Raw genomic sequence first — 23,254 nt, 5'->3', positions numbered from 1 at the left:
CTCCATCCGCAAGGGCTCCTTCCGTGATTTTTGCGTACGCATCATGGGTTGCCGCTCCGGCGCTGGGCGGCGTCGCGCAGCTGGGCACGGAAGCCCCTTGCGGTCTGCGCGGTCTTGTCGGATTTGGCCACCATGTCGCCGGGCAGGGGCGCCCACAGTGACGGATCGGGCAGCAGGCCGTCGGCGCTGAGGCTGGTGACGCCGTGGCGGCCGTCTACCCAGTTCTTGTCCAGTGCTGCGGCGCGCCGGCTTTCTCCCACGGCGCGGGCGACGAACTGGCCCTTGACCTGGCCGAGCTGGGCGCCGAGGGATTGGCTCTCGATTTCCGGCGTGGCGAAGATGTCGATGTTGCTGCCGTCGGCCCCCCAGTTGGAGAGCGACAGGCGCTCGTCCACGCGCTCCACCACCGGCTGCACGAAGATCGCCGGGTTGACATCGGGAAGGCGATCGCGCGGGTAGCCATCCTCGCCGAAACGCTCGAAGTGCGGGCCGGGCGGGATGTAGGGCGTGGCGATGTCGAGGGTGATGGTCAGTTGCGCCTGGTCGGTGAGCCCGGTCAGGTCGCTGATGGTGTAGGTGAAGTAGTCCTTGAGGACTTGCCCGAGGCCGGCGGCGGCCAGCACTTCGCGGTTGCTCAGGTCGATCGTGTAGGTGTAGCTGCCATCGGCATTGAGCACGAGGGTGCCATAACGGCCGGCGATGGGCTGGCCGACGACACCGGCGGTGCCGCTGCCGTTTTCCTCGCCGGTACGGATGCCGGTCACGCTGATGGCGTCACCGCCGTCCACGTCGCTGTCGTTGGGCAGCACGTTGCCGGTTGCCTGCGGTGCGGGAGTTTCGTCGCTGGCGAAGTTGCTGTCGTCGCGCGCGGTCGGGTTGTCGTCGGCGCCCCGCACGGTCACGGTCAGGCGCGCATCCGAGGTGGCTCCGGCAGTGTCGCGCATGCGGTAGGTGAAGACTTCCCTGAGGGTTTCACCTGCCGTGCGCAGTGCCTGCACGGTAGGGTTGTCGTTGTCCACCCGGTACTCGAAGCTGCCGTCGGCGTTGATCACCAGCTTGCCGTACAGACCCTGCAGCATGCCGCCGGCGGCGACCGTGACGCCGTTCTGGCTGGTGTAGTGCACGACGCTCTTGGTCTCGCCGTACTGCACGCCGTCGACGTCGGTGTCGTTGTCCAGCACGTTGCCGCGCGGATCGACTCCTGGCGTGCCGTTGTTCACGCCGCCGGCCTCGACCGCGATCGTGGTGTCGTCGCTGGCAACCGGCGTGTCGTTGCGCCCGTCGATGGTGATGGTCAGCAGACCGGGAGTGGCGCCGCCCCAGATGTCGGCACCCAGGTAGGTGAATCGGTCCTGGAGGATCTGGCCGCTGGCGCGCAGGGCTTCGACCTCGGGCAGGGAATTGTCCAGCTGATAGCTCCAGCTGCCGTCATCGTTCAGCGTCAGGGTTCCGTACTGGCCGCGCAGACTCTGGCCGGGCACGCTGGCATCGGCGGGCAGCGGACGGTCGCCGGCCCAGAACGACACCACGTGCATCACGTCCTGGGGAATCGTGGTGATGGTGTCCGGGTCGGTGTCGTTGGCCAGCACGTTGCCGGAGGGATTGCTGCCCGGCACGTTGTTGTGCAGGCCGCCGTCCTCCACGGCGGTGCCGAAGTCCGGTTCGGTGACCGGCGCTTCGTTGCGCCCACGGATCAGGATGACCAGGGTCGCCTGGTCGCTCAGATTGCCGTCGTCGGTGACCTGGTAGGTGAATTCCTCGATGGCGAAGGCCAGCGGCCCGAGGGCGATGATGGTGGGGTTGCTGCTGTCGACGAAGTACTGGTAGCGACCGTCGGAATTGATCACCAGGGTGCCGAAGGCGCCCTGGATGGTCTGCGGGCTGCCCGGTACCACCGTCACTGTGTTCACCTGTGCGCCTTCGGGGCCCTTGGCAATGGTGGTGACGCGCATGTGATCGCCGGCATCGACATCGGTGTCGGCGCCGATACCGGCGAAGATACCGGTCAGGCCGGCAATCACGTTGCCGGTGGGGTTGCGACCGCCGCTGCCGTCGAGGTTGGCCACGGCGTAGTTGATGTCGTCGTTGGCCACCGGGGCGTCGTAGCGGCCTTCGATGGTGATGGTCAGCTGCGCGATGGAACTGGCGCCATCGGTGTCGTGCATGCGGTAGGTGAAGGTTTCCACCAGGCTGTCGCCGAGCTTCAGCGCCTGCACCGCCGCCAGGCTGTCGTTCACCACGTAGGTGTAGGTGCCGTTGGCGTTGAGCCTCAGGGTGCCATAGCTGCCGGCGATCACCCCGCCACTGGCGGTGAGGTCGATCAGCGTGCCGCCGGCCGCTTCGGTGCCGGTGCGGGCGGCATCCACCACCCTGGTCTCCCCATAGGCGGCACCATCCACATCGAGGTCATTGGGCAACACGTTGCCGGTGGCCGGGGTGCCGGGCGTGGTGTTCAGCGTGCCGCCAGCCTCGATGGCGGTGCCGCTGTCGTCGGCGGCGATGGGGGTGTCGTTCTGCCCGTGGATGATCACGGTGAAGGTGCGGGTGATGAACTTGCCGCCCGGGTCGCTGACGGTGTAGGTGAAGACCTCGGTCAGTGTGTCGTTGTAGGTGCGCAACGACTGGACGGCAGGGTCGAGGTTGTTGACCAGGAAGCGATAACTGCCGTCGGAATTGAGCAGCAGCGTGCCGTGATTGCCGGCCAGGTCTGCACCCACGGTGCCGTTGGCGCCAGTCGGACTGGTCACGGCGGTGATGGTGAGGACATCGCCGTCCGGGTCGGTGTAGGAGCCGCGAATGCTGCCCGTCGGGTTCAGCCCCGGGAGGTTGTTGAGCAGGCCGCCGGCTTCGGTCGCATGGATCACCACCGGCTGCACGATGGGTGGATCATTCACGCCGGTCACGGTGATCACAAGCTGTGCCTGGTCGGTCAGGCCGCCGGAGTCGTGGATGCGGTAGGTGAAGATTACGTCCAGGGACTGGTTGGCGGTCAGCGCACGGATGGCCGGGTCGGCGCTGTTGACTACGAAGAGGTAGGTGCCGTCGGCGCTGAGGGTGAGCTGGCCGAAGTTGCCGCTGATGATCGTGCCGTTGGCCAGCCGGGCCACGGTGCCGCTGATGAAGCCTGGCGCGCCGCCGCTGACGTTGTTGGGGATGGCGGTGCCGGCGCTTTCCAGGCCACTGCGCACGCCATCCACTTTCAACTTGGCAGCGTTGGGCTGGTCGAGGTTGTCGACGTCGGTATCGGCACCGACGCCGCCCAGCCCCCCGGTGATCACGTTGCCACTGGCGTTGATCGGAGCCGGGCTGTTGTCGCTGGCGCCGGCGGTCGCGGTGTTGTGGTCGTTCACCGCCACCGGCGCATCGTTGGCGCCCTGGATGGTGATGGTCAGGGTGGCGATGGCGCTCAGGCCGCCCTTGTCGGTGACCTGGTAGGTGAACACTTCGGGCAGGGTCTGGCCGGGCGAAAGCGCCTGCACCACGGGATTGTTGTTGTCCACCACGTAGCGGTAGGAGCCGTCGGCGTTGATGGTCAGGGTGCCGTAGAGGACCTGCAGGGTTGCTGGCGCCCCGGGGGCGACCGGGATGATGCGTCCACCGCCGATACCGTCATAGCGCACCAGGCTGACGGCCTTGGTCTCGCCGTAGGTCGTGGAGTCCACATCGCGGTCGTTGATCAGCACGTTGCCGATGGCGTCCGCGCCGGGACTGCCATTGTTGGTGCCACCGGCCTCGACAGCGGTGCCGGTGTCGTTCCGCGCCACTGGGGTGTCGTTGGCGCCGTGGATGTCGATGGTCAGGGAAGTCGAGCTGCCCAGTCTACCGCTGTCTTCGATGAAGTAGCCGAAGGACTCGCGCAATACGTCGCCCGCGCTGCGCAGCGCCTGCACCGCGACGTTGGTATTGTCGACCACATACTGGAAACCGCCGGTGGCGGTGATGTACAGCGTGCCGTAGCGTCCGGCGAGGCTGGCCACGCCGCTGGCGGGTACCAGCACGAAGCCGCCGAGGGAGTTCTCCAGGCGGGTGACCTTGAGGATGTCGCCGTTGGTGGCGATGTCCACGTCGGTGTCGTTGTCCAGCACGTTGCCGGTGGGATCGACGCCTGGCGTCGCATTGTTCAGGCCGCCGGCTTCGATGGCGATGGCGAGGTCGGGGTGGGCGATGGGCGCATCGTTCACCGGATCGATGATGATGTTCAGCGTGTCGGTATCGGTCAGTGCGTCCGCTGGATTCTGGCCGGGAATGCCGTCGTTGTTGGCGTCGCCATAGTTGCCCCGGTCGTTGGTGACCATGGTCAGCGTTTCTGCGGTGTGGGCGGTGTTGAAGTCCTGGTCGCCCTTGTAATAGATCTGGCTGAGCAGCACGTTGATCTGCTGCAGGGTGCCGCTGAGCGTCAGGCTGCGACCGGCGCCGGCGGGCGGCGCGTCGTTGGGTCCCGGCGCCGTCCCCGTCTGCCAGATCACCCCGTGCAGCACGCTGAGGGTGACGGTCATGATGCCGTTGGCGTTGCCGGCGTTGACATCCACATCGCTGGTGGCCAGGCCGACGATGTGCAGCACGGTGTCTTCCTGGCCATGCTGGTCGGCGACGGTATTGATCGGCGCTTCGTTGATATGCACGTAGCCGGCGTTGGCAATGCCGATGGCGCCTTCGCTCAGGTTCAGGTTGATGTTGCCCAGTCCGACGGTGGCGGTGCCGGTGTCGCTGTCGACGCGTACGTGGAAACGGTTGTTGCTCGCCTGCGCGAAGTTCTGCGCCACCGCCACCAGGTAATTGCCCGAAGGCAGGATGGCGAACTGGTAGGTGCCGTCGCTGGCGGTCACCGTGCTGAAGGTGCGGTCGTCGACGGTGCCGAACACGCCATCGTCGCCGGCCCAGCTGAGGTCGACGCCGATGCCGCCCAGGCCTGGTCCATCGGGTGTCACGCTGTTGTTGGCCGAGCGGGTGTCATCCCACAGGGTCCCGCGTACCACGCCCATGCCGGCGCCGTCGCTGAGGATGTAGTTGTTCAGCCCGCTCGCGCCATCCTGGCCGGTGCGTTCGCCATCGACGCCGCCGGCGGTCAGTGGCAGCGAGCCGCCCCAGCCTGCATTCTCGAAGCTGGTGGGCAGGCTGGTCCAGGTCAGCACGGCGGAACTGTTGGCGTCGTCGGGGATGATGGTGTTGGGCAGCGTGACGTTGTAGATCACCTGCACCTTGTCGTTGACGTTCAACTGGTCGAAGGTTAGCACCACCTGGCCACCCACCACGCTGGCGGTGACGCCCGCCGGCAGGTTGCTCGTGGTGTAGCTGGTGTTGTTGATGATGATGCTCTGGATGGCGTAGTCGCTGCCATTGGGGAACTGGTCGCGCAGCACGACGTTGTAGGCCGGCACTTCGCCGTTCTGGGTGAAATCGACCGATACGGTTGCCTTGGTGGTACCGGCGACGCTGCCGGCGGCGATGTCGATGACCGACTTGTCCATGCCGGTGAAGCCAGGTTCCACGACATGCTCGAAGACCGTGGAGCTGTGGCCGCGATCGACCCCGCCATTGAGGCCGACGTGCTCGAACACGTTCATGGCCAGCTGTGCGCCGGCCTGGTTGCTGGCGATGTTGCTGACCCGGACGTTGAACTCGAGGATCACGCCTTCGATATCGCCGTCGTTCACCTCGGTGTTGCTCAGGTTGCCCAGGTTGAAGGTGATGGTCTGGCTACCGTTGGCGTTAGTGACGATCTGCAGCCGGCCGCTGTTGATGTTGAAGACACCGGTGGGCTTGTCGCCGGAAAGGTCGGGGCGGATCGGCAGCGATACGTCGCTGTTCTGGTTGCCGAACATGATCAGCGAGCCGCTGCTGATCAGGTTGGTGGCGTCCGTGGTGAGGCCTCCGCCGGTGGAGCCCAGCGCAATGAGGATGTTGTTGAGGTTGGCGGGAATGAACTCGAGCCCGGGGGCCAGTTCGATGCGGACCTGGTAGTTGGGGTTGTCGCCGGTGGGCACCACGACCGCCACGCGGTAGCGGACGATCTCGCCGACTACCACGGTTTCCTGCAGACCCGCGGTATCGGTGGTGCCCGAGGCGTTGGTCGCCGGTGGTGTGGCATCGAGCCCGCCGACGCGGGACACCTGGATGCCATTGGTGACCGGAATCAGCAGCGAGTTGGCCACCCGGTAGTCGTTGAGTACCCCGGAGTTGAGCACGCCGTCGTCGCCGCCACGCTCGCCGGCCAAGGTGTCGGTGGCGTTGCTCGTGCCGTCCAGGCTGGTCCAGCGCACCACGACGTTGTTCGGGATAACCGCCTGGCCGGCTGCCGTGGCGTTCACCACGCCGGACAGGCTGATGACGATCTTGCCGCCGTTGGCGATGTCGATGTCAGCGCCGTTGGCGGTGACCAGCTGGCCGTTCTGGATGATGAAGTCCACGCCGCCATGGTTGGTGGCACCGCCGGTGTAGGCGATGCCGGTAATCACCATGTTGTTCATCTGCGTGGGCAGCACGTTCAGCAGGCTGAGGTCGAAGGCATTGATGCCTGACATGTTGCTGATGGTGATGTTGAAGGTGACCGTATCGCCTTCGTCGAAGCCGCCGAAGGTGGGGGTGGAGGTGACCTGCTGGGTCACCGTGAGGGTCGGCTCGACGATGGTCACCGACGGTCGTTGGGGGCTGGCGACGGTGCGGTCGACCGCTGTGGCGCCGTTGGGCGTATCGCCATCCGGGTCGCTGTAGGTGATTTGCGCACCGTTGTTCAGGGTCACGCCCTGCTGGTTGCCCTGCACGTTGCTCGCCACCAGCACCAGGCGGATGACGAAGGCGTTGTTGCCGACGTTGTTGTCGGCGTTGGCGCCGGCGGCACTGAACATCAGTTGCAGATCGACACCATCGCTGCCGTTGGGAGAAGACGGAACAACGGTGACAGTACCGTTGAAATTGTCCGTGAGCGCGAGGCTGAACGGCTCTCCGTTAATGACGGCCCTATTGACGATGATCTGGTAGCCCGCTCCGTTGAAAGCCGTGGTATCCAGGCGCAGGCCCGCTGGGATCAGGTCGGAGAGACGCAGGTTGGCGGTGGAGCCTTCAGGCAGGGTGACGACGATGTCGTAGGTCATCTTCTCGCCGATCACCAGGTTGCTGTCGATGGTGTGGCTGGCGCTGGAGTCGTCGGCGGTCAGGCTGCCGTCCTTGTAGACCTTGGTGATGGTCGGTGTGGCGACCTGCTGGTTGGCCAGGTCGACCAGGTCGGTGGGGGTGAAGTCCTGGCCGCCGTTGACGCTCGCGTAGTTGGTCAGTGCGGCGCTGCTCTGCAGGGTGCTCGACGCGAGGATGGCGTTGTTCACCGTGACATCGTAGGTGATCACCACCAGGTTGCGGCCTGCAGCATCGTTGCCGTCGGCGGCGTTGGCGCGGCCGGCGAGGAAGGTCGCCTGGCCGTTGGCATCGAGGAAGGTGATGGTATTGCCGCTGACGTTGTAATCCACCCCGGCAATCAGCTTTGTGCCGTCGCCCCGGTAGATCTGCAGGTTCGCCAGGCTCAGGCTGCCGCCGACGAAGGTTACGCCGGCGGGCAAGGTAATGCTGGTGGTGACATCGTAGGCGCCGCCGCCGCCGGTGTTCTTGATTGCGGTGGCCAGGCGCAGGGTATCTCCGCCATCGATGCCGCTGACGTTGCCGTCCACCGCGGCCAGGCTGGTGACGCTGCCGCCGAAGGGCACGCCGCTGGTGCCCGGTGCCGACCAGCTGCCGGTAGTCCCGGTGACCGTGCCATTGGTGCTGGAAACCACCCCGTGCTTGATGTCCAGCACCGGTTCGGCGACCGACTCGATGACCGCGACATCCGAGGAGATCAGCACGGTCTTGTCGATGGTGGTGGTCTGGCTGGACTGTGCCAGCACGTCCAGCTCGCGCTGGTCGGCAAAGGGCTGGTCGCCCACGCGCATGGTGAACTGCACCTGCACACGGCCGCCGTTCAGGCCGCCGGAGACGAAATTGCCGAAGTTGAAGATGATCGAGTTGCCTGGACCGGTGCGTACGCTGTCGGGCACATCGCCGATGTTGTTGCCGGCGCCGAAGGTCCACTGGCCCACGCCGGTGCCCTGGGTCCAATCGGTGACTTGCGAGGCGAGCAGCGGCAGGGGCAGGTAGGCGGTGAGGGTGAAGTTCTCGTAGTCGGCCACCAGCAGGTCATAGGTGAGCGTGAAGGTCACCACGTCGCCGGGGCGCAACTCGCCGTTGCCCGGCGGGGCGCTGCCGTTGACCTGGGTGAGCTGGATGTCGATGTTGGACGTCTTGATGGTGCTGGTGGTGCTGGAACCGTCGGTCTGCTCGCCGCCGATGTTCAGCGAGTCGCGCAGCACGGTGGCGTCCACCAGCGCATTGTTGCTGACGCTGTCGCCTTCGTTGAGCTGGTCGTGGGGCGGGTGGTCGGAGGTGTAGGTGGTGTCGATGGTCGCGTCATAGATGATGGACATCCGGGTGGCGCCTTCCCGGGCGTCGTCGTCCCACAGGTCGCCGAACAGCGCATAGAGCCCCGGCCCCTGGACCGCGGCGGCAATGGAGGCGCCGATGTCGAAGACCAGGGTGGTGCTGCCATCGGCATTCGCCGTGGCGGTGTAGATCACCGGGATGACCTGTGATGCGCCGTGCTGCTGGATGACGATTCTCGGCGCGTTGGCGGCGGAGAAGGTCTGGCCGTCGCTGAGCTGGTCGGTGACGGTGAAGGTACCTTGGCCGAGGATGTTCTTGCCGAAGGCGTAGAAGTCGGAGATGGCCACGTCCATGGTGTAGCGCAGGGTGTCGCCGGGGGTGATGCCGACAGTGCCGACATCGTTCTGCAGGTTCACCGTCTTGAGCAGCGTGATGGATTTGGCGACGAAGGTGACCCCCGCGCCGTTGCCGGTGACGGTGAAAGGGTAGCCGTCCGGGTCGGTCGGGCGGTCGCGCACGTCCAGCGGGTTCCAGTCGCCGCTCACGGTAGCAGTGCCGAAGGTGATGGTGCGCGGGTTGCCGGTGGCGGGATCGAGCACCGGCCGCCCGGCGGCATCGATCTCCGGCACGTAGAAGCCCACTGTGGTGGTACTGGCGGCGCTGAGGGTGTCGTAGTGGATGCTGTAGCTGGCGACGAAGACGTTGGGGTTGTTTAGAGCCGCGGCGATCAGCGTCGGGTTGGTCAGCACGGTGCCGTCGTGCAGGGTGATGGAGGTCAGGGTGCCGCCAGCGCCGGGGGTGATGGAACTGACACGCACCTGGTCGGGCACCGTCTGGGTCACCGTCACGTTGGTCAGGGTCTGACCGGGCGCCGGGGTCACGGTGACCGTCTCGGTGCGCGTGAAGTTCGGCCCGGTGACGGTCTCGCCCTCCGGCATGTCCACTGTCTGGGTGACCGACAGCAGCGTCGGGGTGACCACGAAACTGTGCAGTGCGGCTTCCACCAGGCTCGGGTCCTGCGTGGGGTTGTTCAGCGAGTCGTTGCCGTACTCGAAGCCGCCGCGGGCGTTGATGGTGAGGTTCGGTGCGCCGTCGGAGTAACTGGTGTCGGCCAGGTTGCTCAGTTGCGCGGTGACCCGGATGTCGATGGCCGGCTGGCCACTGGTGACGCTGCCATAGGGCAGTTGCAGCACGATCATCTGGTCGCCGGGCTTCATGCCGACGCTGGCGGCATTGATCACCAGCGCATTGCCATTGGCGTCCTTGGCGAATGGATGGGTGGCATTGCCGTTGGCGTCGAAGATGACAGGGGTGAACTTCACCGCCTGGCCCAGGTAGGTGGCGGAAACGAAGGTGGCGCCGTCATTGCCGTCGCGGCCGGTGGCCGGCATGAACAGGTCGATGTAGGGGGCATAGCCGACCTGGGTGGACGGGTTGCTGAAGATCACGTCGAAGGTGAAGGTGTCGCCCAGGCGCACCGTCGAGCCGCCGCTGCCCATGGTCACGGTGGGGCTGGCATTGGCCAGCAGGCCCTGGAAGTCCGTCAGGGTGTCCGCGCTCAGGGCGATGGCCTTGTCCAGGTCGCCACTGCGCACTTCCAGGTTCCAGTCACCGCCGGCGCTGCTGGCGCCGGTGGCATTGCTGGAGGCGCCGACGTCGGCCCCGGTCCAGCGTGCCAGCTCGTTGACCAGGGCCTGGCCGGCGCTGCCGGCGCCCACGTCGCAGCCGTAGAGCTGGATGTCCGCGCCGGGGCTGAGTTCGCTGCGCCAAGCGTTCAGGCGTTCGCCGAGCTGGTCGACGGTCTGCGCGGTGAAGGTCTGGTTGCCCAGGGTGAACTGGCCGGTGGCGCCATGGGAGAAGACCTGGATTGAGTCCACCTGGCCCAGTTGCGCCAGGGCATTGCTGATGGCGGCGATGGCGTCCTGCCCGGCGTCGACCACCAGCGCCGTGCTGCCAACCGGCAGGTTGGCGGCCAACTGGTCGCGATTTTCCAGGCGGGCATCGATCACCACCAGGTTGCGCGGTGCCGGCGCGGGCGTTGCGGCCTGGGCGCGTGCTTCCACGGCAGTGGCGGGCGGGGTGCTGTCCTTGGCGTCGCTGGCCTGGGAGTCGTGGTGCTGCTGGTCGACCGCCGCTGCGGCGGCGCCGTCGAAGAGAATGCGTTGCTCCAGAGCCAGAGCGTGGGTGTGGGGGCGAAGAAGGAATGCGGCGCGCGCCTTGCCCTGATTATCCATTTCAGTACCCGTCGGATCGGTCAATGATCACGGCTTGGAACGCAATCTCAAGCACATACGAGCGAAAAGCTTAGACGCAGATTCTCGATAGCGAATAGGAATATGCGTGTGCATTTCACGACATTTTCACAGTCAATTTCTGACTGATCGGGCAGGTGGATGGGATGCATCGCGGCGCCGGGTTTCTGCTTTCCAGCCATTTCCCGAATGGCTACGCTTGCGCTTCAGGGAACGGCCAAGTCCCGGTGAACAAGAGACAGGCCGAAGTCAGGGCAAGGGGAGAGCGGGGAATGCGTCATACGATGTTGCTGTTGTGGGCACTGGTGATCTGGCCGCTGGCGGGATGGGCCGATCCGCTGGGGAGCGATGCTGCCAGTGCGGACAGTGCACCGGCGCCGGTCGAACTGAAGATCGAGAACCGCGCCGTCATGACCTTTCGCGGCAACTTGCTCGGCGAAACCCCGGAGGTCCGGGCGCGCCGGGCGAAGTCGGCCATCGAGGATGCCCTGCAGGGTAGCGGCGAACTGAAGGTCAACATCGATCCGATCCAGAACAGCTACATCGTGCTGCTGGGCTACAGCCGTGCCTTCATCGTCACGCCGCAGGATGTCGACCCGCCGGGCGGCTCGGTGCGCGCCGCGGCGGAGCAGGCGGCGGACAACCTGCGCCGCGTGGTGACCGAGAGCGGCCAGGCCCGCAACCTGCGCTTCCTGCTCATGGCGGCGGGTTATTCGGCGCTGGCCACGGTGATCTACCTCCTGCTGCTGCGTGGTGTCAGCGTCGGGCGGCGCTGGCTGTTCGGCCGCCTGCCGGGCCTGATGAGCCGTCACAAGCAGTGGCTCAAGCTCGGGCATACGCCGCTGTTCGACATGCAGTACCTCTACTACCTGTTCGGCCGCCTGGTCTGGCTGGTCTACTGGGTGGTGGTGTTCCTGCTGAGCTACCAGTGGCTGAGCTTCGTGCTGTCGCAATTCCCCTACACCCGGCCGTGGGGCGAGAGCCTCAACGTGCACCTGATCGACCTGGCGCGCTACCTGCTCAACGGCATTCTCGACGCCATGCCGGGGCTGGCTGTGGCGCTGTGCATCGTGCTGATCGCGCGGGCCATCAGCAGCTTTGCCCGGCGCCTGCTGCAACGCCTGGCGCGCCCCGGCACCCTGGGCTGGCTGACCGAGGAGACGCTGCAGCCGACTACCCGGCTGACCTCCCTGGCGATCTGGCTGTTCGCCCTGGTGATGGCCTATCCCTACCTGCCGGGTTCGGGCACCGAAGCCTTCAAGGGCGTATCGGTGCTGATCGGCCTGATGATCTCCCTCGGCGCCTCCAGCGTGGTCGGCCAGGCCGCCGCCGGATTGATCCTCACGTACTCGCGGACCCTGCGCGCCGGGGAGTTCGTGCGGGTCGGCGAGCATGAGGGCACGGTGACCGAGGTCGGCATGTTCAACACCACCATCCGCACCGGTCTGGGCGAGGTGCTGACCCTGCCCAACTCGATGATCACCGGCTCGGTGACCAAGAACTACTCGCGCATCGTCCAGGGCCAGGGCTATGTGGTGGATACCGTGGTGACCATCGGCTACGACACGCCGTGGCGCCAGGTGGAGGCCATGCTGATCGAGGCGGCGCGGCGCACCGAGGGTATCCTCGAAAGGCCGGCGCCCCACGTCTTCCAGACCGCGCTGTCGGATTTCTACCCCGAGTACCGCCTGGTGGCCCAGGCCATCCCCAGCGAGCCACGGCCCCGCGCGGAGCTGCTGAGCGTGCTGCACGCCAATATCCAGGACGTGTTCAACGAGTACGGCGTGCAGATCATGTCGCCGCACTACCTGGGCGATCCGCAGCATCCCAAGTGGGTGCCCAGGGATCAGTGGTACAGCGCGCCGGCGCGCCCGCCGGCCGATGATGTGTCGCGAAATGAATAATGCGGCCTGCGCCGACTCAATCGGCGCTGCGGCTTTCGAACGCCAGGCCCAGCACCAGGTCGCCGCAGCCCAGGCGGCCTAGCCACCGCTGTGCTTTCGGACCGGACAGGTGCGCCTCCAGCTCGGCCTGGCTGACCCATTGGGTCTGCACCTGCCAGCGGTCGCTCCCCAGGGGTTTCAGCTCGCCGGACTGGCAGCCGGGCTGCTGGCGGACCTCATCCAGCAGCTCGCCCAGGTAGGCACCCAGGGCGGCGGCCTGGCCGGGGAATGCCTGGACACGAACGATGGCAATGGCGGACGGGGACATGGCGGGGCTCCTTTCTGCTGTCTGGATGGCGGCCATTGGGCGCTGGCATCGGTCGACGGTAAAGGCCGGAACCGGCTTTCAAAACCGATGCTGAAAGGTTAAACGCCCCGCATCCTCGCCTGAACCGCCAATTCCGGTGAAAAGCACCGAGCCAATTGGCAGCGCTTCAGCCCAGCTGCTGCAGCAGGTCGCGTAGCTTGTCCAGCGCCGGGTCGATGTCCAGGGTGTCGATGGCGCCGAAGCCCAGCAACAGTCCATCGCGTACCGGCTCCCGGTCGTAGAAGGGCGCCAGGCCGTAGAGGCCGACCTCGACCTTGCGCGCCAGCTCCACCAGCAGCGGCACGTTGGTCGGCTGGCGCAGCAGCGCGCAGAGGTGGAAGCCGGCCACCGTGGGCACCGTCTCCAGCCAGGGCGACATGTCGCCCTCCAGCCGGGCCAGGATACGTTCGCGGCGGCCGGCATAGATGCCGTGGCAGCGGCGGATGTGCTTGAGCAGGTAGCCCTCGGCCATGAACTTGGCCAACGCCCATTGCGGCAGGGTCGAGCTGTGCCAGTCGGAAATCTGCCGGGCGCGCACCACCGCCGGGAACAGTGTGGGCGGCAGGATCAGATAGCCCAGGCGCAGCTCCGGCAGCAGCACCTTGGAGAAGGTGCCGATATAAGCCACCACACCGTGCTGGTCGAGGCTCTGCAGGGCATCGGTGGGGCGTCCTTCGTAGCGGAATTCGCTGTCGTAGTCGTCCTCGATCACCAGTGCGCCCAGCTCGACGGCCCGCGCCAGCAAAGCCTCGCGGCGCGCCGGGCTCATCGGCATGCCCAGCGGGAACTGGTGCGAGGGTGTGGTGTAGATCATCCGCGTGCCGTCGGGAATCCGCCCCACCTGCAGGCCTTCGGCGTCCACCGGCACGCTCACCACCTCGGCGCCGAGCATGCGGAACAGCAGTCGCGCCGGTGGGTAGCCTGGGTCTTCCATGACGACCCTGTCGCCGGGGCGCAGCATCACCCGCGCCAGCAGGTCCAGCGCCTGCTGCGCGCCGTTGCAGACCATCACGTCGTCGAGCTGGCAGTTCACCCCGCGGGCATAGGCAATGTGCCGGGCGATGCCGTCGCGCAATGGAGCGATGCCCTCGGGACGGCTGTAGTGCCCCCGCGGCGTATTCATCTGGCGCAGGGCGTAGTTCACGCAGCGCCGCCATTCCTCCTGGGGGAACTGCAGCTGGGTGGTCGCGCCGCCGATGAAGTCGGCCCGTGCCGTGCCCTCGGCGCCGGGGTGGCTCAGGCGCGTATCGAGCTTGGCCCAGTGGTCGATGTTGGCCTGGCTGGCGAAGCGGAAGTTTTCCTGGCGCCGGTCGTTGCGGGGAATCCGTGTGTTGACGAAGGTGCCGCTGCCGACCTTGCCCACCAGCACGCCCTCGTAGGTCAGCTGGGCGTAGGTGTCGGAAATGGTCTTGCGCGAGATGCCCAGTTGCTCCGCCAGCAGGCGGCTGGGCGGCAGCCGGGTACCGGCGGCGAGGCGGCCGGAGTCGATGGCCTCGCGCAGTTGGCGATAGAGTTGCCCGGCCAGGTCTTTCTGGCCGTGGATGATCAGGTGAAGCTCCAAAGCGGGCTCCGACAGGCATGGCAGAACAGGAAGAGTAGCGCCGGGCGGATTGGCCGGTGAAGTTGCGTGAGGAATTTTCCGCGAATTGGCCACCGGCCGGGCGCCCGCTGCCGCGCACAATGGATCTGTCCCTTCCCCGAGGAAAGCGCCATGCAGCCGCGCCTGGATTACTACACCGCATCGCCCGAGGCCCTGAAAGCAGTACTGGCCCTGGAGGCCGCGATCTTCGAGCTGTCGGTCGAGCGGCCCTTGCTGGAACTGGTGCGCCTGCGCGTCTCGCAGGTGAACAATTGTGCCTTCTGCGCCGACATGCACGCGATGGAAGCACGGCGCGCCGGAGAGACGGAGCGGCGGCTGTTCGCCGTCAGCGTCTGGCGCGAGTCGCCGTTCTTCACCGAGCGCGAGCGGGCGGCGCTGGACTGGTGCGAGGCGGTGACGCTGCTGTCCGAATCGAAGGTGCCGGACGCGGTGTTCGTGCAGGCGCGGGAACAGTTCAGCGAACGCGAACTGGTGGACCTCACCGTCGCCATCGGCGCGATCAATGTGTGGAACCGCCTGGGCGTCTCCTTCCGCCAGCTGCCTCCGGCTTGAGCCGAAGGCGGCTGCAGGAGCGAGCCCGCTCGCGAACAGCCACAGTGACGTGGCTGCCGGTTAATCCATTCGCGAGAAAGGGCTGGGCCGGTCCTACGAGGTTTGCGCCACAGTCGCCCGCCGCAACGGCAGGCAGCACAGTGCGCCAACCAACAAGGCTCCGGAAGCGGTGCCCAGGGCAGGGACAAAGCTGCCGGTCAGGCCGTGCAGACCACTGGCAACGAGCGGCCCGACGATCTGCCCGACGCCATACAACGCGGTCATCGCCGCCAGCATGTTGAAGCGCACCTGGCTGGCCGCCGCGCGGGCCGCCGGCATGGCGATGGTCACGGTGCCCATGAAGCTGCCGCCCACCAGCACCGCGCTGCCCAGGTAAAGAACGGCCGACTCACCCAGCGCCGGCAGCATCACGCCCAGCGCCTGCACCAGCAGGTTGAGCGCCAGCGCGCGGCGGCTGCCGAGCTTCAGGTGCAAGCGGTGCCAGAGGAAGCACGACGGCGCCGCGCCCAGGCCGAACGCTGCCCAGACCTGCAGCGGGTCGATGGCGCCGAGGCTGCTCTTCATCAGCAGCGGCAGGTAGGTGGCGGTGATGATGTAGCCGAAGCCCGCCAGCCCGTAGACCAGCAGGATGATCGGCGCGCCGATCTGCGGCGACAGGCCTTCGGGGGACGCGGCATGCCGCGCGGTGGAAGGGGCCGAGTGCCGCAGCGCCGGAACGGCCAGCAGTGCCAGCAGCAGTCCGGCCACTGCCAGCACGCACCAGATCGCCGCGCTGCCCAGGCCGAAGGCATTGCCGGCGACGATCAGCTCCGCCGAGACGAGGATGCCGATACCCACACCCGCAAACATCATCGGCGCGCCGTGGGTTTCGCCCATGCATTGCAGCAGCCATTGCGCCGCGCCGACCAGCGCCATGGCGCTGAGCACGCCGGCCAGCAGGCGTACGCCAATGGCGAACCCAGTCGGCGCCGGAACGGCCATCGCGGCCAGGGCGACCAATGTACCAGCCAGGGCCAGCACGCAGATGCGCGCGGCGTGGCGCTCATGGCTGCGCGCCAGGAGCAGGGCGCCGAGCAGGTAACCGGCGTAGTTCGCCGAGGCGGCCAGCGACCCGCCGGTGACGCTGAGCAGGCCGTCGCGCACCATCAGCGGATAGAGGCCGGTGAAAGCGAAGCGGCCGAAGCCCATCCCTACGGCGAGGATCAGCGCCGCCGACAACGCGGCGGGCAGGCGGCGCGAGGCGTTCACGGGCGGGCCTCCAGGGTTTCCCGCAAGCGCCGGAAGGCGCCGGTGGCGTAGCCGTCGCGCCAGATCAGCAGGGTGTCCACTTCCAGCATCGACACGACCTGCAGGTTCGGCGTTTCCCGTTGCAGTTCCAGTACCGAGCGCGGCAGTACGCCGATGCAGGAGCCGGCGTTCACGCAGGCGAGGATGCCGTGATAGGAGCCTACTTCCTGCACCGCCAGCGGCGCGCCTTTCAACCAGCGCTCGGCCAGCAGGCGATAGGTGCAACCTCGGGTGAAGCCGGCAAGGGTGCGGATTTGCACATCTTCAGGCTTGCGTACCGGCGGGTGGTTGCCGGGTAGCACCAGCAGCAGTTCCTCGCGGAATACCGGTGCGGCGCGCAGACCTCGCTCCAGCGCCGCCTCGAAACCGGGTTCGGCGCGCAGGATGTCGGGGTGGGCGATCAGCGCGCAGTCGAGCTGGCGGTTCAGTACCTCGTCCAGCAGCTTCTGGCTGTGGCCGGTGCCGACCCGCAGTTCCACCTCGGGATAGTCGCGGTGGAAGCGCGCCAGGGGCTCGGGCAGGCGGCTGGCGGCGGTGGCCTCCATGCTGCCCAGGCGCAGGCTGCCGCTGGCGTTGTCCGGGTGCAGCGACTGGCGCGCCTCGGCCGCCAGGGCCAGCAGTTGTTCGGCGTAGACCAGGAACTCGCGGCCCTGGTCGGTCAGCGTCATGCGCTTGCCATCGCGTAGGAACAGCGCCGCGCCGAGGTCGTCCTCGAGCTGGCGGATGCGCGTGGTGACGTTCGACTGCACCCGTTGCAGGCGTGCGGCGGCGCGGGTGACGCTCTGTTCCTCGGCCACGCAACGGAAGATTTCCAGGCTGGAGAGATCCATGATCAATCTTTAGTAGAGAATATGTTGCGACAAATATTCTCCCCGTGAGATGGTAAGTCAAGCGGCGATACTGCCGGATCGACGACGAGGACCCCGTCATGCGCATCACCGAACTGCTCGGCATCCAGCACCCCATCATCCAGGCGCCCATGGTCGGCGTGTCCACGCCGGCACTGGCGGCGGCGGTGTCCAATGCCGGCGGCCTGGGCTCCATCGGCCTGGGGGCGAGCAACGCCACCCAGGCCCGCGCATTGCTGGAGCAGACCCGCGCGCTCACCGACAAGCCGCTGAACCTCAATCTGTTCTGCCACCGGCCGGCCCAGGTGGACCCTGCGCGCGAAGCCGCCTGGCTGGAGCACCTGCGCCCGCTGTTCGCCGAGTTCGATGCACAGCCGCCGCAGCGGATCACCGAGATCTACCGTAGCTTCCTGGACGACCCGGAAATGCTGGAGTTCCTCATCGAATCGCGCCCGGCGGTGGCCAGCTTCCACTTCGGCCTGCCGCCGCAGGACTGGATCGATCGCCTGAAGGCCGCCGGCATCCGCCTGCTGGCCACCGCCACCTGCCTGGAAGAGGGCCGCACCATCGAGGCGGCGGGCATCGATGCCATCGTCGCCCAGGGCTATGAGGCGGGCGGGCATCGTGGCGTGTTCGAGCCGGAGAAGGACGCGCGCATCGGCACCTTCGCGTTGGTGCGCACGCTGGTAAAAGGCACCGGCCTGCCGGTCATCGCGGCGGGCGGAATCATGGACGGGCAGGGCATGCGTGCCGTGTTCGAACTGGGCGCGCAGGCCGTACAGCTGGGTACGGCGTTCATCTCCGCCAACGAGTCTTCGGCCAACGCCGCTTTCAAGGCGGCGCTGCGTGGCGAACGAGGAGAGCGTACCGAGGTGACGGCAGCCATTTCCGGTCGGGCGGCGCGCGGGCTGGTGAACCGGCTGTTCACCGACGTGGGCCGGGCCGATGCGCCGGCCCTGCCGGACTACCCGATCACCTACGATGCGGCCAAGGCACTGACCGCCGCGGCCACCGCCAAGGGCAACACCGACTTCGCCGTGCAATGGGCCGGGCAGGGCGCACCCCTGGCGCGGGAAATGCCGGCGGCGGAACTGGTGGAAACCCTCATGGCCGAATTCCGTGTCGGTCTTGGCACTGGTGCCGACCTGTAGGAGCGAGCTTGCTCGCGAACGGTTTTCCCGATCACGCCAGCGTCAAGCGATTCGCGAGCAAGCTCGCTCCTACAAAAGCGTTGGCTATGAGCGCCTGAATCAGCGGGCACTGACGGCGGCTGCGGGTTTCTCCCGTGGCCGCCAGAGCTCGGCCAGCAGTACCCCGGCCAGGGTCAGGGCGCCGCCGACCAGGTGGTAGCTGGTCAGCCGCTCGCCCAATACCACGGCGGCGATGGCAGCGGTGAGCACCGGCAGCAGGTTGAAGAACAGCGACATGCGGCTCGGCCCCATGCGCGCCACGCCCTGCATCCAGGACAGCGCGCCGACGATCGAGGCGAACAGGGCGGCATAGAGCACCAGCGGCAGGTTGGCGGCGTTCAGCCCCTGGTGCGGCGAGGCCAGGTACAGCGGCAGCAGCGCGAGGATCGCCACCAGTACCTGCAGGTAGAGCATCACCAGCGGCGGCAGCGGCAAATTCCACTTCTTCAGCAGCACGCCATAGACGCCGTAGGCGAGGGTGGCGACGATCATCATGCCGTCGCCCAGGTTCACGCCGTGGCTGAGCAACTGGTGCGGGTTGCCCTGGGTGATCACCAGCAGCACGCCGGCCAGCGACACCAGCGCGCCGAGCAGCGCCGCGACGCTCATCCGGTGGCCCAGCAGCAGGGCGGCGAGAGCCAGGGACATGAGCGGCATCAGCGACAGGATGATGCCCATGTTGGTCGCCGAGGTCAGCGCGGCGGCGTAGTAGGCCAGGCACTGGTAGACCGCCATGCCGAGCAGGCCGAGGGTGACGATCTTCCAGAGGTTGGCGCGGATCGTCGGCCAGTGGGCGAGGGTGGCGCGCAGCAGGAAGGGCGTGAGCAGCAGTCCGGCCAGCAGCCAGCGGAAAAAGCCGATCTCCGCCGGGGCGATCTGCCCCACGGCGAGCTTGTTGACGACGGTATTGCCGGACCAGATGACCACGGCCAGCAGGGGGAACAGGTAATTCATGGTGGAACGCTTCCGGGGATAACGGTGCGTATTGTCCGCCCGTCCGAATCGAGACGTATAATGAAATCCGGACAATCCACCCCGGCATTCGGACATGACCCGCGCACTGTCGCTCCCGCTTCCCGGCATCGACCGGCTGCCCGCCGATCTCTACTTCCGCTACGACGAGTTCGACGCCGGTACCCATTCGCCCAGCCATCGCCACGCCTGGGGCCAGCTCAACTACGCCTCCCACGGCGTGATGGAACTGGAGGTGGACGGCCAGCGCTTCCTCTCGCCGCCGCAGTACGCCGTGTGGGTGCCGCCGGGGCGGGAGCACAGCTGCTACAACCGCCAGGCCATCGTCTACCGCTCGCTCTACGTGTCCACCGAGCTGTCGCGCAAATTGCCGGCGTCGCCCTGCACCCTGGCGATCAGCGACATCCTCAAGGCCATCCTTTCCGACTTTGCCGCGCGCCAGGTGAATATCCCGCAAAGTGACGCGGACCGCCGTCTGGCGGAAGTGGTGATCGACCAGTTGCAGGCGGCGCAGCCCCACGACGACTACTTGCCCTACGCCAGTGGCGGTGCGTTGGGCGAGGTGCTGGCCGCCCTGCAGGCCGAGCCCGGCGACAACCGCACGCTGGCCCAGTGGGCCGAACACGTGCATAGCACCGAGCGAACCCTGGCGCGGGCCTGCCAGCGGGAGCTGGGGATGTCGTTCGGGGAGTGGCGCCAGCGCCTGCGGTTTCTCGCCGCCATCGAGGCGCTGGCATCGGGGGAAGGGGTGCAGCAGATCGCCTTCAACCTGGGCTACAGCAGCCCGTCGGCGTTCATCGCGATGTTCCGCCGGCTCTCCGGCACGACGCCGGAACAATACCGCGCGACCTTCCGGGCGCTGGAGCAGGCGTGAGGGACTTTTGATCTTGTAGGAGCGAGCTTGCTCGCGAACCTGCCTGACGCCGGCCTTGCCGGCGAATCGCGGAGAAGCTCCGCTCCTACAAGAGCAGCCCCGTGCTGCACAGAGGTTGCGAACGTAGTACCGCCCCCGTAGGAGCAGACTTCGTCCGCGATGCTCTTCAGTAGGCGAGCGGATCAGCCCAGGTTTTCTTCCAGGGCCAGCAGTTCTTCCACGCGCTGGCGACGGCGGATCAGCCTGGCATCGGCACCTTCCAGCAGTACCTCGGCGATCAGCGGACGACTGTTGTAGTTCGATGACATGGAGGCGCCGTACGCGCCGGTGTCGTGGATCAGCAGCAGGTCGCCAACTTGGGCGCGCGGCAGCGCGCGGGGGATGACTACGCCGCCATCACCCTGGGTGAAGACGTCGCCGGACTCGCACAGCGGGCCGGCCACCACGGTGTCGATCACCTCGCGGCTGGCGGTGTCGCCGGCCAGCACGCTGATGCCGTGGTAGCTGCCGTACATGGATGGGCGCATCAGCTCGTTGAAGCCGGCGTCCACCAGCACGAAGTGGTTGCGGCCGGCGTCCTTGGTGGCGCGCACTTCGCTGAGCAGGCAACCGGCCTGGGCGACCAGGTAACGGCCCGGCTCGATTTCCAGGTGCAGCCTGTGCCCGACCACCTCTTCCGCGGCCTTGCGGGCGTTGTCCCAGAGCTGGAAGTAATGCGCGGTGTCCACTTCCGGATCGCCGTCGCGGTAGGGGATGGACAGGCCGCCGCCAGCGGAAATCCCGGACAGGTCATGGCCGGCGTCCTTCACCAGGCGCACCAGGCCGAGCATGGCCTCGCCGACCTGGGCCAGGTGGCCGTAGTCGACGCCCGAGCCGATGTGCATGTGCAGGCCCACCAGGCGCAGACCGCGCTCGCGGATCACGTCCAGGGCGGCGTGCAGGTCGCTGTGCCAGATGCCGTGCTTGGAGTGCTCGCCGCCGGTATTGGTCTTGTTGCTGTGGCCGTGGCCGAAACCGGGGTTGATGCGCAGCCATACCGGGTGGCCGGGGGCGACTTCGCCCAGTTGGCGGAGCATGTCGATGGAGCCGGCGTTCACCGGGATGCCGTGCTCGACCACGGTTTCCAGGGTGGCGCGGTCCAGCAGGTCGGCGGTGAAGACGATCTCGGATTCATCCTCGCGGCACGAATAACCGGCGGCCAGGGCGCGCAGCAGTTCGCCCTGGGACACGGCGTCGACCTTCACGCCCTGTTCGCGCATCAGGCGCAGGATGTGCAGGTTCGAGCAGGCCTTCTGGGCGAAGCGGATGATGTCGAAGCTCTTCAGGCGCTCGATCTGGCCGCGGATGGTGGCGGCGTCGTAGACCCACAGCGGGGTGCCGAATTGCAGGGCGAGCTGTTCGGCGCGGGGCAGGGCGAGGAAGGGCATGAATGAGCTCCGAAGGTAGATGGCGCCAGTCTACCGGGCGTTTCGAAGATCAGATAATGCTGCTTTTTACTTTATCCATTCAAATTGGATATAGGGTGCAATCCACGCCGGCCTCGCGCAGGCGGGCGACCAGCAGCGCGGCTTCGTGCCGCAGCGCCTCCACGAAGCGTTCGCGCAGCGGCGTGGCCGGGCGGTAAAGCGGCTTCACCAGGTTGACCTGGAAGGGCAGCGAGAACGCCAGCGGGCGCAGCTGGATACCCTGGCCCTGGAACATCAGCGCGGTGATCGGGTTGACCACGGCCACACCCAGCCCGGCGCGCACCATGCTGCACACGGACACGGCGCTGTGGGTTTCCACCTGCATCTGTCGCTGCACGCCGGCCGCGAGGAACATGTTGTCGATCAGGTGCCGGTAGTGATCGCCCGGCGCCAGGCTGACGAAGGGCTGGCCGGCGAAGTCCTCCGCCTTAAGACGCTGGCGGGCCAGCAGCGGATGGCTGTCCGGAAGGATGCACACCTCGTCCACCGCCAGCAGCCGCTGCAACTCGGTGCCGCGCGGTGCTTCCTCGTTCTCGATCAGGCCAATGTCGTGACGCTGGGCGCTGAGCTGTTCTTCCAGATGGGGGGATTCCAGCGCCGCTACCTCCAGGCTGATCGCCGGGTTGCCCAGGGTGAAGCGTTTGCAGGCTTCCGGCAGCAGCGCCTGGGACAGCGCTGGCAGACAGCCGATGGAGAACTTGCCCTCGGCGAACTGCCCCAGGCTCCCGGCGAAGGCAACGATGCGGTCGAGCCCGGTGAAGGAGCGCTCCACCTCCTCGAACAGCATCAACGCCCGCGCCGTCGGCGCCAGCCGCCCGCGCTCGCGCAGGAACAGCTCGAAACCGATCAACTGCTCCAGCCGCGCCAGCTCGCGGCTGACGGTGGGCTGGCTGGTATGCAGGAACGCCGCTGCGCGGGTGACGCTGCCGGTGGTCATGACCGCGCGGAAGACTTCGATGTGGCGGAGGGTGATCATGGGGCTGGCCGAAGGGGAGATAGCGGGAGGGTAAGGGGCGCGGGCGCTGCGGGCAAATTCCGATGGCTTGAGGGCCATTGCCTTCAGACCTTTCCTGACAAGATCGTCATCGCGCTATAGCATTGCGCCACTATTTGCAGGGTGGACGCAGGATGCGCAAGGTTTCGGGCTGGTCGATAGGGATGGCACTGGTGTTTGCCACGACGCTGGCGGTGGCGGCCAATACGCCTTGCTCCGGCAGCAAGGGTGGCATCGCCCGCTGCCAGGGCGAGCTCTTCCTGTGCAACGATGGCTCCATCAGCGGCTCGAAGAAGAGTTGCCCGGCTTACCTGGGCGGTGGCAGCTCTGCGACGCCTTCACTTCAGCGCTTCTCCGCCGATGATGGTTCCTGTTCATGCAGCAGCGGCACTTTCTGTACGGGGCCGCGGGGCGGCGTGTATTGCCTGACGCCCAGCGGGAACAAGAGTTATCGGCGGAAATAGTTATGTAGGGCGGTTAACGCCTGGGGCGTTATCCGCCGCAATGGCGGATAACCCGTTCCGGGTTATGCGCCCTACGTTGTCCCGTATTTTGCCGGCAAG

General features: G+C 66.9%; 13 protein-coding genes. 5 read left to right on the top strand and 8 right to left on the bottom strand.

Annotated elements, in window-relative coordinates:
• Positions 1-41: 41 nt before the first annotated feature.
• On the bottom strand, positions 42-10,640 hold the full coding sequence (locus tag ACAW63_RS19930; protein ID WP_371228027.1) for a VCBS domain-containing protein: 10,599 nt from the start codon (positions 10,638-10,640) through the stop codon (positions 42-44).
• A 290-nt stretch (positions 10,641-10,930) separates the two neighbouring features.
• Between ACAW63_RS19930 and ACAW63_RS19925 the strand changes: the two genes are divergently transcribed.
• Positions 10,931-12,562, top strand: a complete 1,632-nt coding sequence (locus ACAW63_RS19925) for a mechanosensitive ion channel family protein (protein WP_371228025.1) — start codon at positions 10,931-10,933, stop codon at positions 12,560-12,562.
• Between the two features lie 16 nt (positions 12,563-12,578).
• On the opposite strand, the gene ACAW63_RS19920 is transcribed toward ACAW63_RS19925, so the two are convergent.
• A complete protein-coding gene (locus ACAW63_RS19920) occupies positions 12,579-12,869 on the bottom strand; it encodes a putative quinol monooxygenase (RefSeq protein ID WP_371228023.1) in 291 nt (96 codons plus the stop codon).
• 166 nt (positions 12,870-13,035) lie between these two features.
• On the bottom strand, positions 13,036-14,469 hold the full coding sequence (locus ACAW63_RS19915) for a PLP-dependent aminotransferase family protein (protein ID WP_371228021.1): 1,434 nt from the start codon (positions 14,467-14,469) through the stop codon (positions 13,036-13,038).
• Between the two features lie 150 nt (positions 14,470-14,619).
• On the opposite strand from ACAW63_RS19915, the gene ACAW63_RS19910 reads away from it, so the two are divergent.
• Positions 14,620-15,060: a carboxymuconolactone decarboxylase family protein gene (locus ACAW63_RS19910; RefSeq protein WP_371228019.1), complete on the top strand. Its 441-nt coding sequence runs from the start codon at positions 14,620-14,622 to the stop codon at positions 15,058-15,060.
• 93 nt (positions 15,061-15,153) lie between these two features.
• Here ACAW63_RS19910 and ACAW63_RS19905 read toward each other — a convergent pair whose 3' ends face one another.
• Positions 15,154-16,308 (bottom strand): YbfB/YjiJ family MFS transporter, encoded by a 1,155-nt coding sequence (locus ACAW63_RS19905; protein WP_371228017.1) that lies wholly within the window; start codon positions 16,306-16,308, stop codon positions 15,154-15,156.
• Entirely contained in the window at positions 16,305-17,177 is an 873-nt protein-coding gene (locus ACAW63_RS19900; protein ID WP_371228015.1) for a LysR substrate-binding domain-containing protein, read from the bottom strand. Before ACAW63_RS19900 ends, ACAW63_RS19905 begins: the two co-directional genes overlap by 4 nt.
• 98 nt (positions 17,178-17,275) lie before the next feature.
• Between ACAW63_RS19900 and ACAW63_RS19895 the strand changes: the two genes are divergently transcribed.
• A complete protein-coding gene (locus ACAW63_RS19895; protein WP_371228013.1) occupies positions 17,276-18,346 on the top strand; it encodes an NAD(P)H-dependent flavin oxidoreductase in 1,071 nt (356 codons plus the stop codon).
• A gap of 99 nt (positions 18,347-18,445) precedes the next feature.
• Here ACAW63_RS19895 and ACAW63_RS19890 read toward each other — a convergent pair whose 3' ends face one another.
• Positions 18,446-19,339: a DMT family transporter gene (locus ACAW63_RS19890; RefSeq protein ID WP_371228011.1), complete on the bottom strand. Its 894-nt coding sequence runs from the start codon at positions 19,337-19,339 to the stop codon at positions 18,446-18,448.
• A gap of 94 nt (positions 19,340-19,433) precedes the next feature.
• On the opposite strand from ACAW63_RS19890, the gene ACAW63_RS19885 reads away from it, so the two are divergent.
• Positions 19,434-20,231, top strand: coding sequence for a helix-turn-helix transcriptional regulator (locus ACAW63_RS19885; RefSeq protein ID WP_331319454.1), 798 nt, complete (start codon positions 19,434-19,436; stop codon positions 20,229-20,231).
• Between the two features lie 182 nt (positions 20,232-20,413).
• Here the strand turns inward: ACAW63_RS19885 and lysA are convergent, their stop codons facing one another.
• On the bottom strand, positions 20,414-21,658 hold the full coding sequence (lysA, locus tag ACAW63_RS19880) for a diaminopimelate decarboxylase (RefSeq protein ID WP_371228009.1): 1,245 nt from the start codon (positions 21,656-21,658) through the stop codon (positions 20,414-20,416).
• Between the two features lie 79 nt (positions 21,659-21,737).
• On the bottom strand, positions 21,738-22,673 hold the full coding sequence (locus tag ACAW63_RS19875; RefSeq protein WP_371228007.1) for a LysR family transcriptional regulator: 936 nt from the start codon (positions 22,671-22,673) through the stop codon (positions 21,738-21,740).
• A 152-nt stretch (positions 22,674-22,825) separates the two neighbouring features.
• On the opposite strand from ACAW63_RS19875, the gene ACAW63_RS19870 reads away from it, so the two are divergent.
• On the top strand, positions 22,826-23,155 hold the full coding sequence (locus ACAW63_RS19870) for a hypothetical protein (RefSeq protein WP_371228005.1): 330 nt from the start codon (positions 22,826-22,828) through the stop codon (positions 23,153-23,155).
• The last annotated feature ends 99 nt before the right edge of the window (positions 23,156-23,254 follow it).

This window comes from Pseudomonas sp. QE6 (genome assembly GCF_041379005.1).
Lineage (GTDB): Bacteria > Pseudomonadota > Gammaproteobacteria > Pseudomonadales > Pseudomonadaceae > Pseudomonas.
The sequence above is the reverse complement of the archived record's forward strand: the minus strand, read 5'-3'. Positions and strand labels throughout refer to the sequence as shown.

Coding starts and splice junctions, on each gene's coding strand:
- ACAW63_RS19930 (WP_371228027.1), bottom strand. CDS start 10,640: ATGGATAATCAGGGCAAGGCGCGCGCCGCATTCCTTCTTCGCCCCCAC.
- ACAW63_RS19925 (WP_371228025.1), top strand. CDS start 10,931: ATGCGTCATACGATGTTGCTGTTGTGGGCACTGGTGATCTGGCCGCTG.
- ACAW63_RS19920 (WP_371228023.1), bottom strand. CDS start 12,869: ATGTCCCCGTCCGCCATTGCCATCGTTCGTGTCCAGGCATTCCCCGGC.
- ACAW63_RS19910 (WP_371228019.1), top strand. CDS start 14,620: ATGCAGCCGCGCCTGGATTACTACACCGCATCGCCCGAGGCCCTGAAA.
- ACAW63_RS19900 (WP_371228015.1), bottom strand. CDS start 17,177: ATGGATCTCTCCAGCCTGGAAATCTTCCGTTGCGTGGCCGAGGAACAG.
- ACAW63_RS19895 (WP_371228013.1), top strand. CDS start 17,276: ATGCGCATCACCGAACTGCTCGGCATCCAGCACCCCATCATCCAGGCG.
- ACAW63_RS19890 (WP_371228011.1), bottom strand. CDS start 19,339: ATGAATTACCTGTTCCCCCTGCTGGCCGTGGTCATCTGGTCCGGCAAT.
- ACAW63_RS19885 (WP_331319454.1), top strand. CDS start 19,434: ATGACCCGCGCACTGTCGCTCCCGCTTCCCGGCATCGACCGGCTGCCC.
- lysA (WP_371228009.1), bottom strand. CDS start 21,658: ATGCCCTTCCTCGCCCTGCCCCGCGCCGAACAGCTCGCCCTGCAATTC.
- ACAW63_RS19875 (WP_371228007.1), bottom strand. CDS start 22,673: ATGATCACCCTCCGCCACATCGAAGTCTTCCGCGCGGTCATGACCACC.
- ACAW63_RS19870 (WP_371228005.1), top strand. CDS start 22,826: ATGCGCAAGGTTTCGGGCTGGTCGATAGGGATGGCACTGGTGTTTGCC.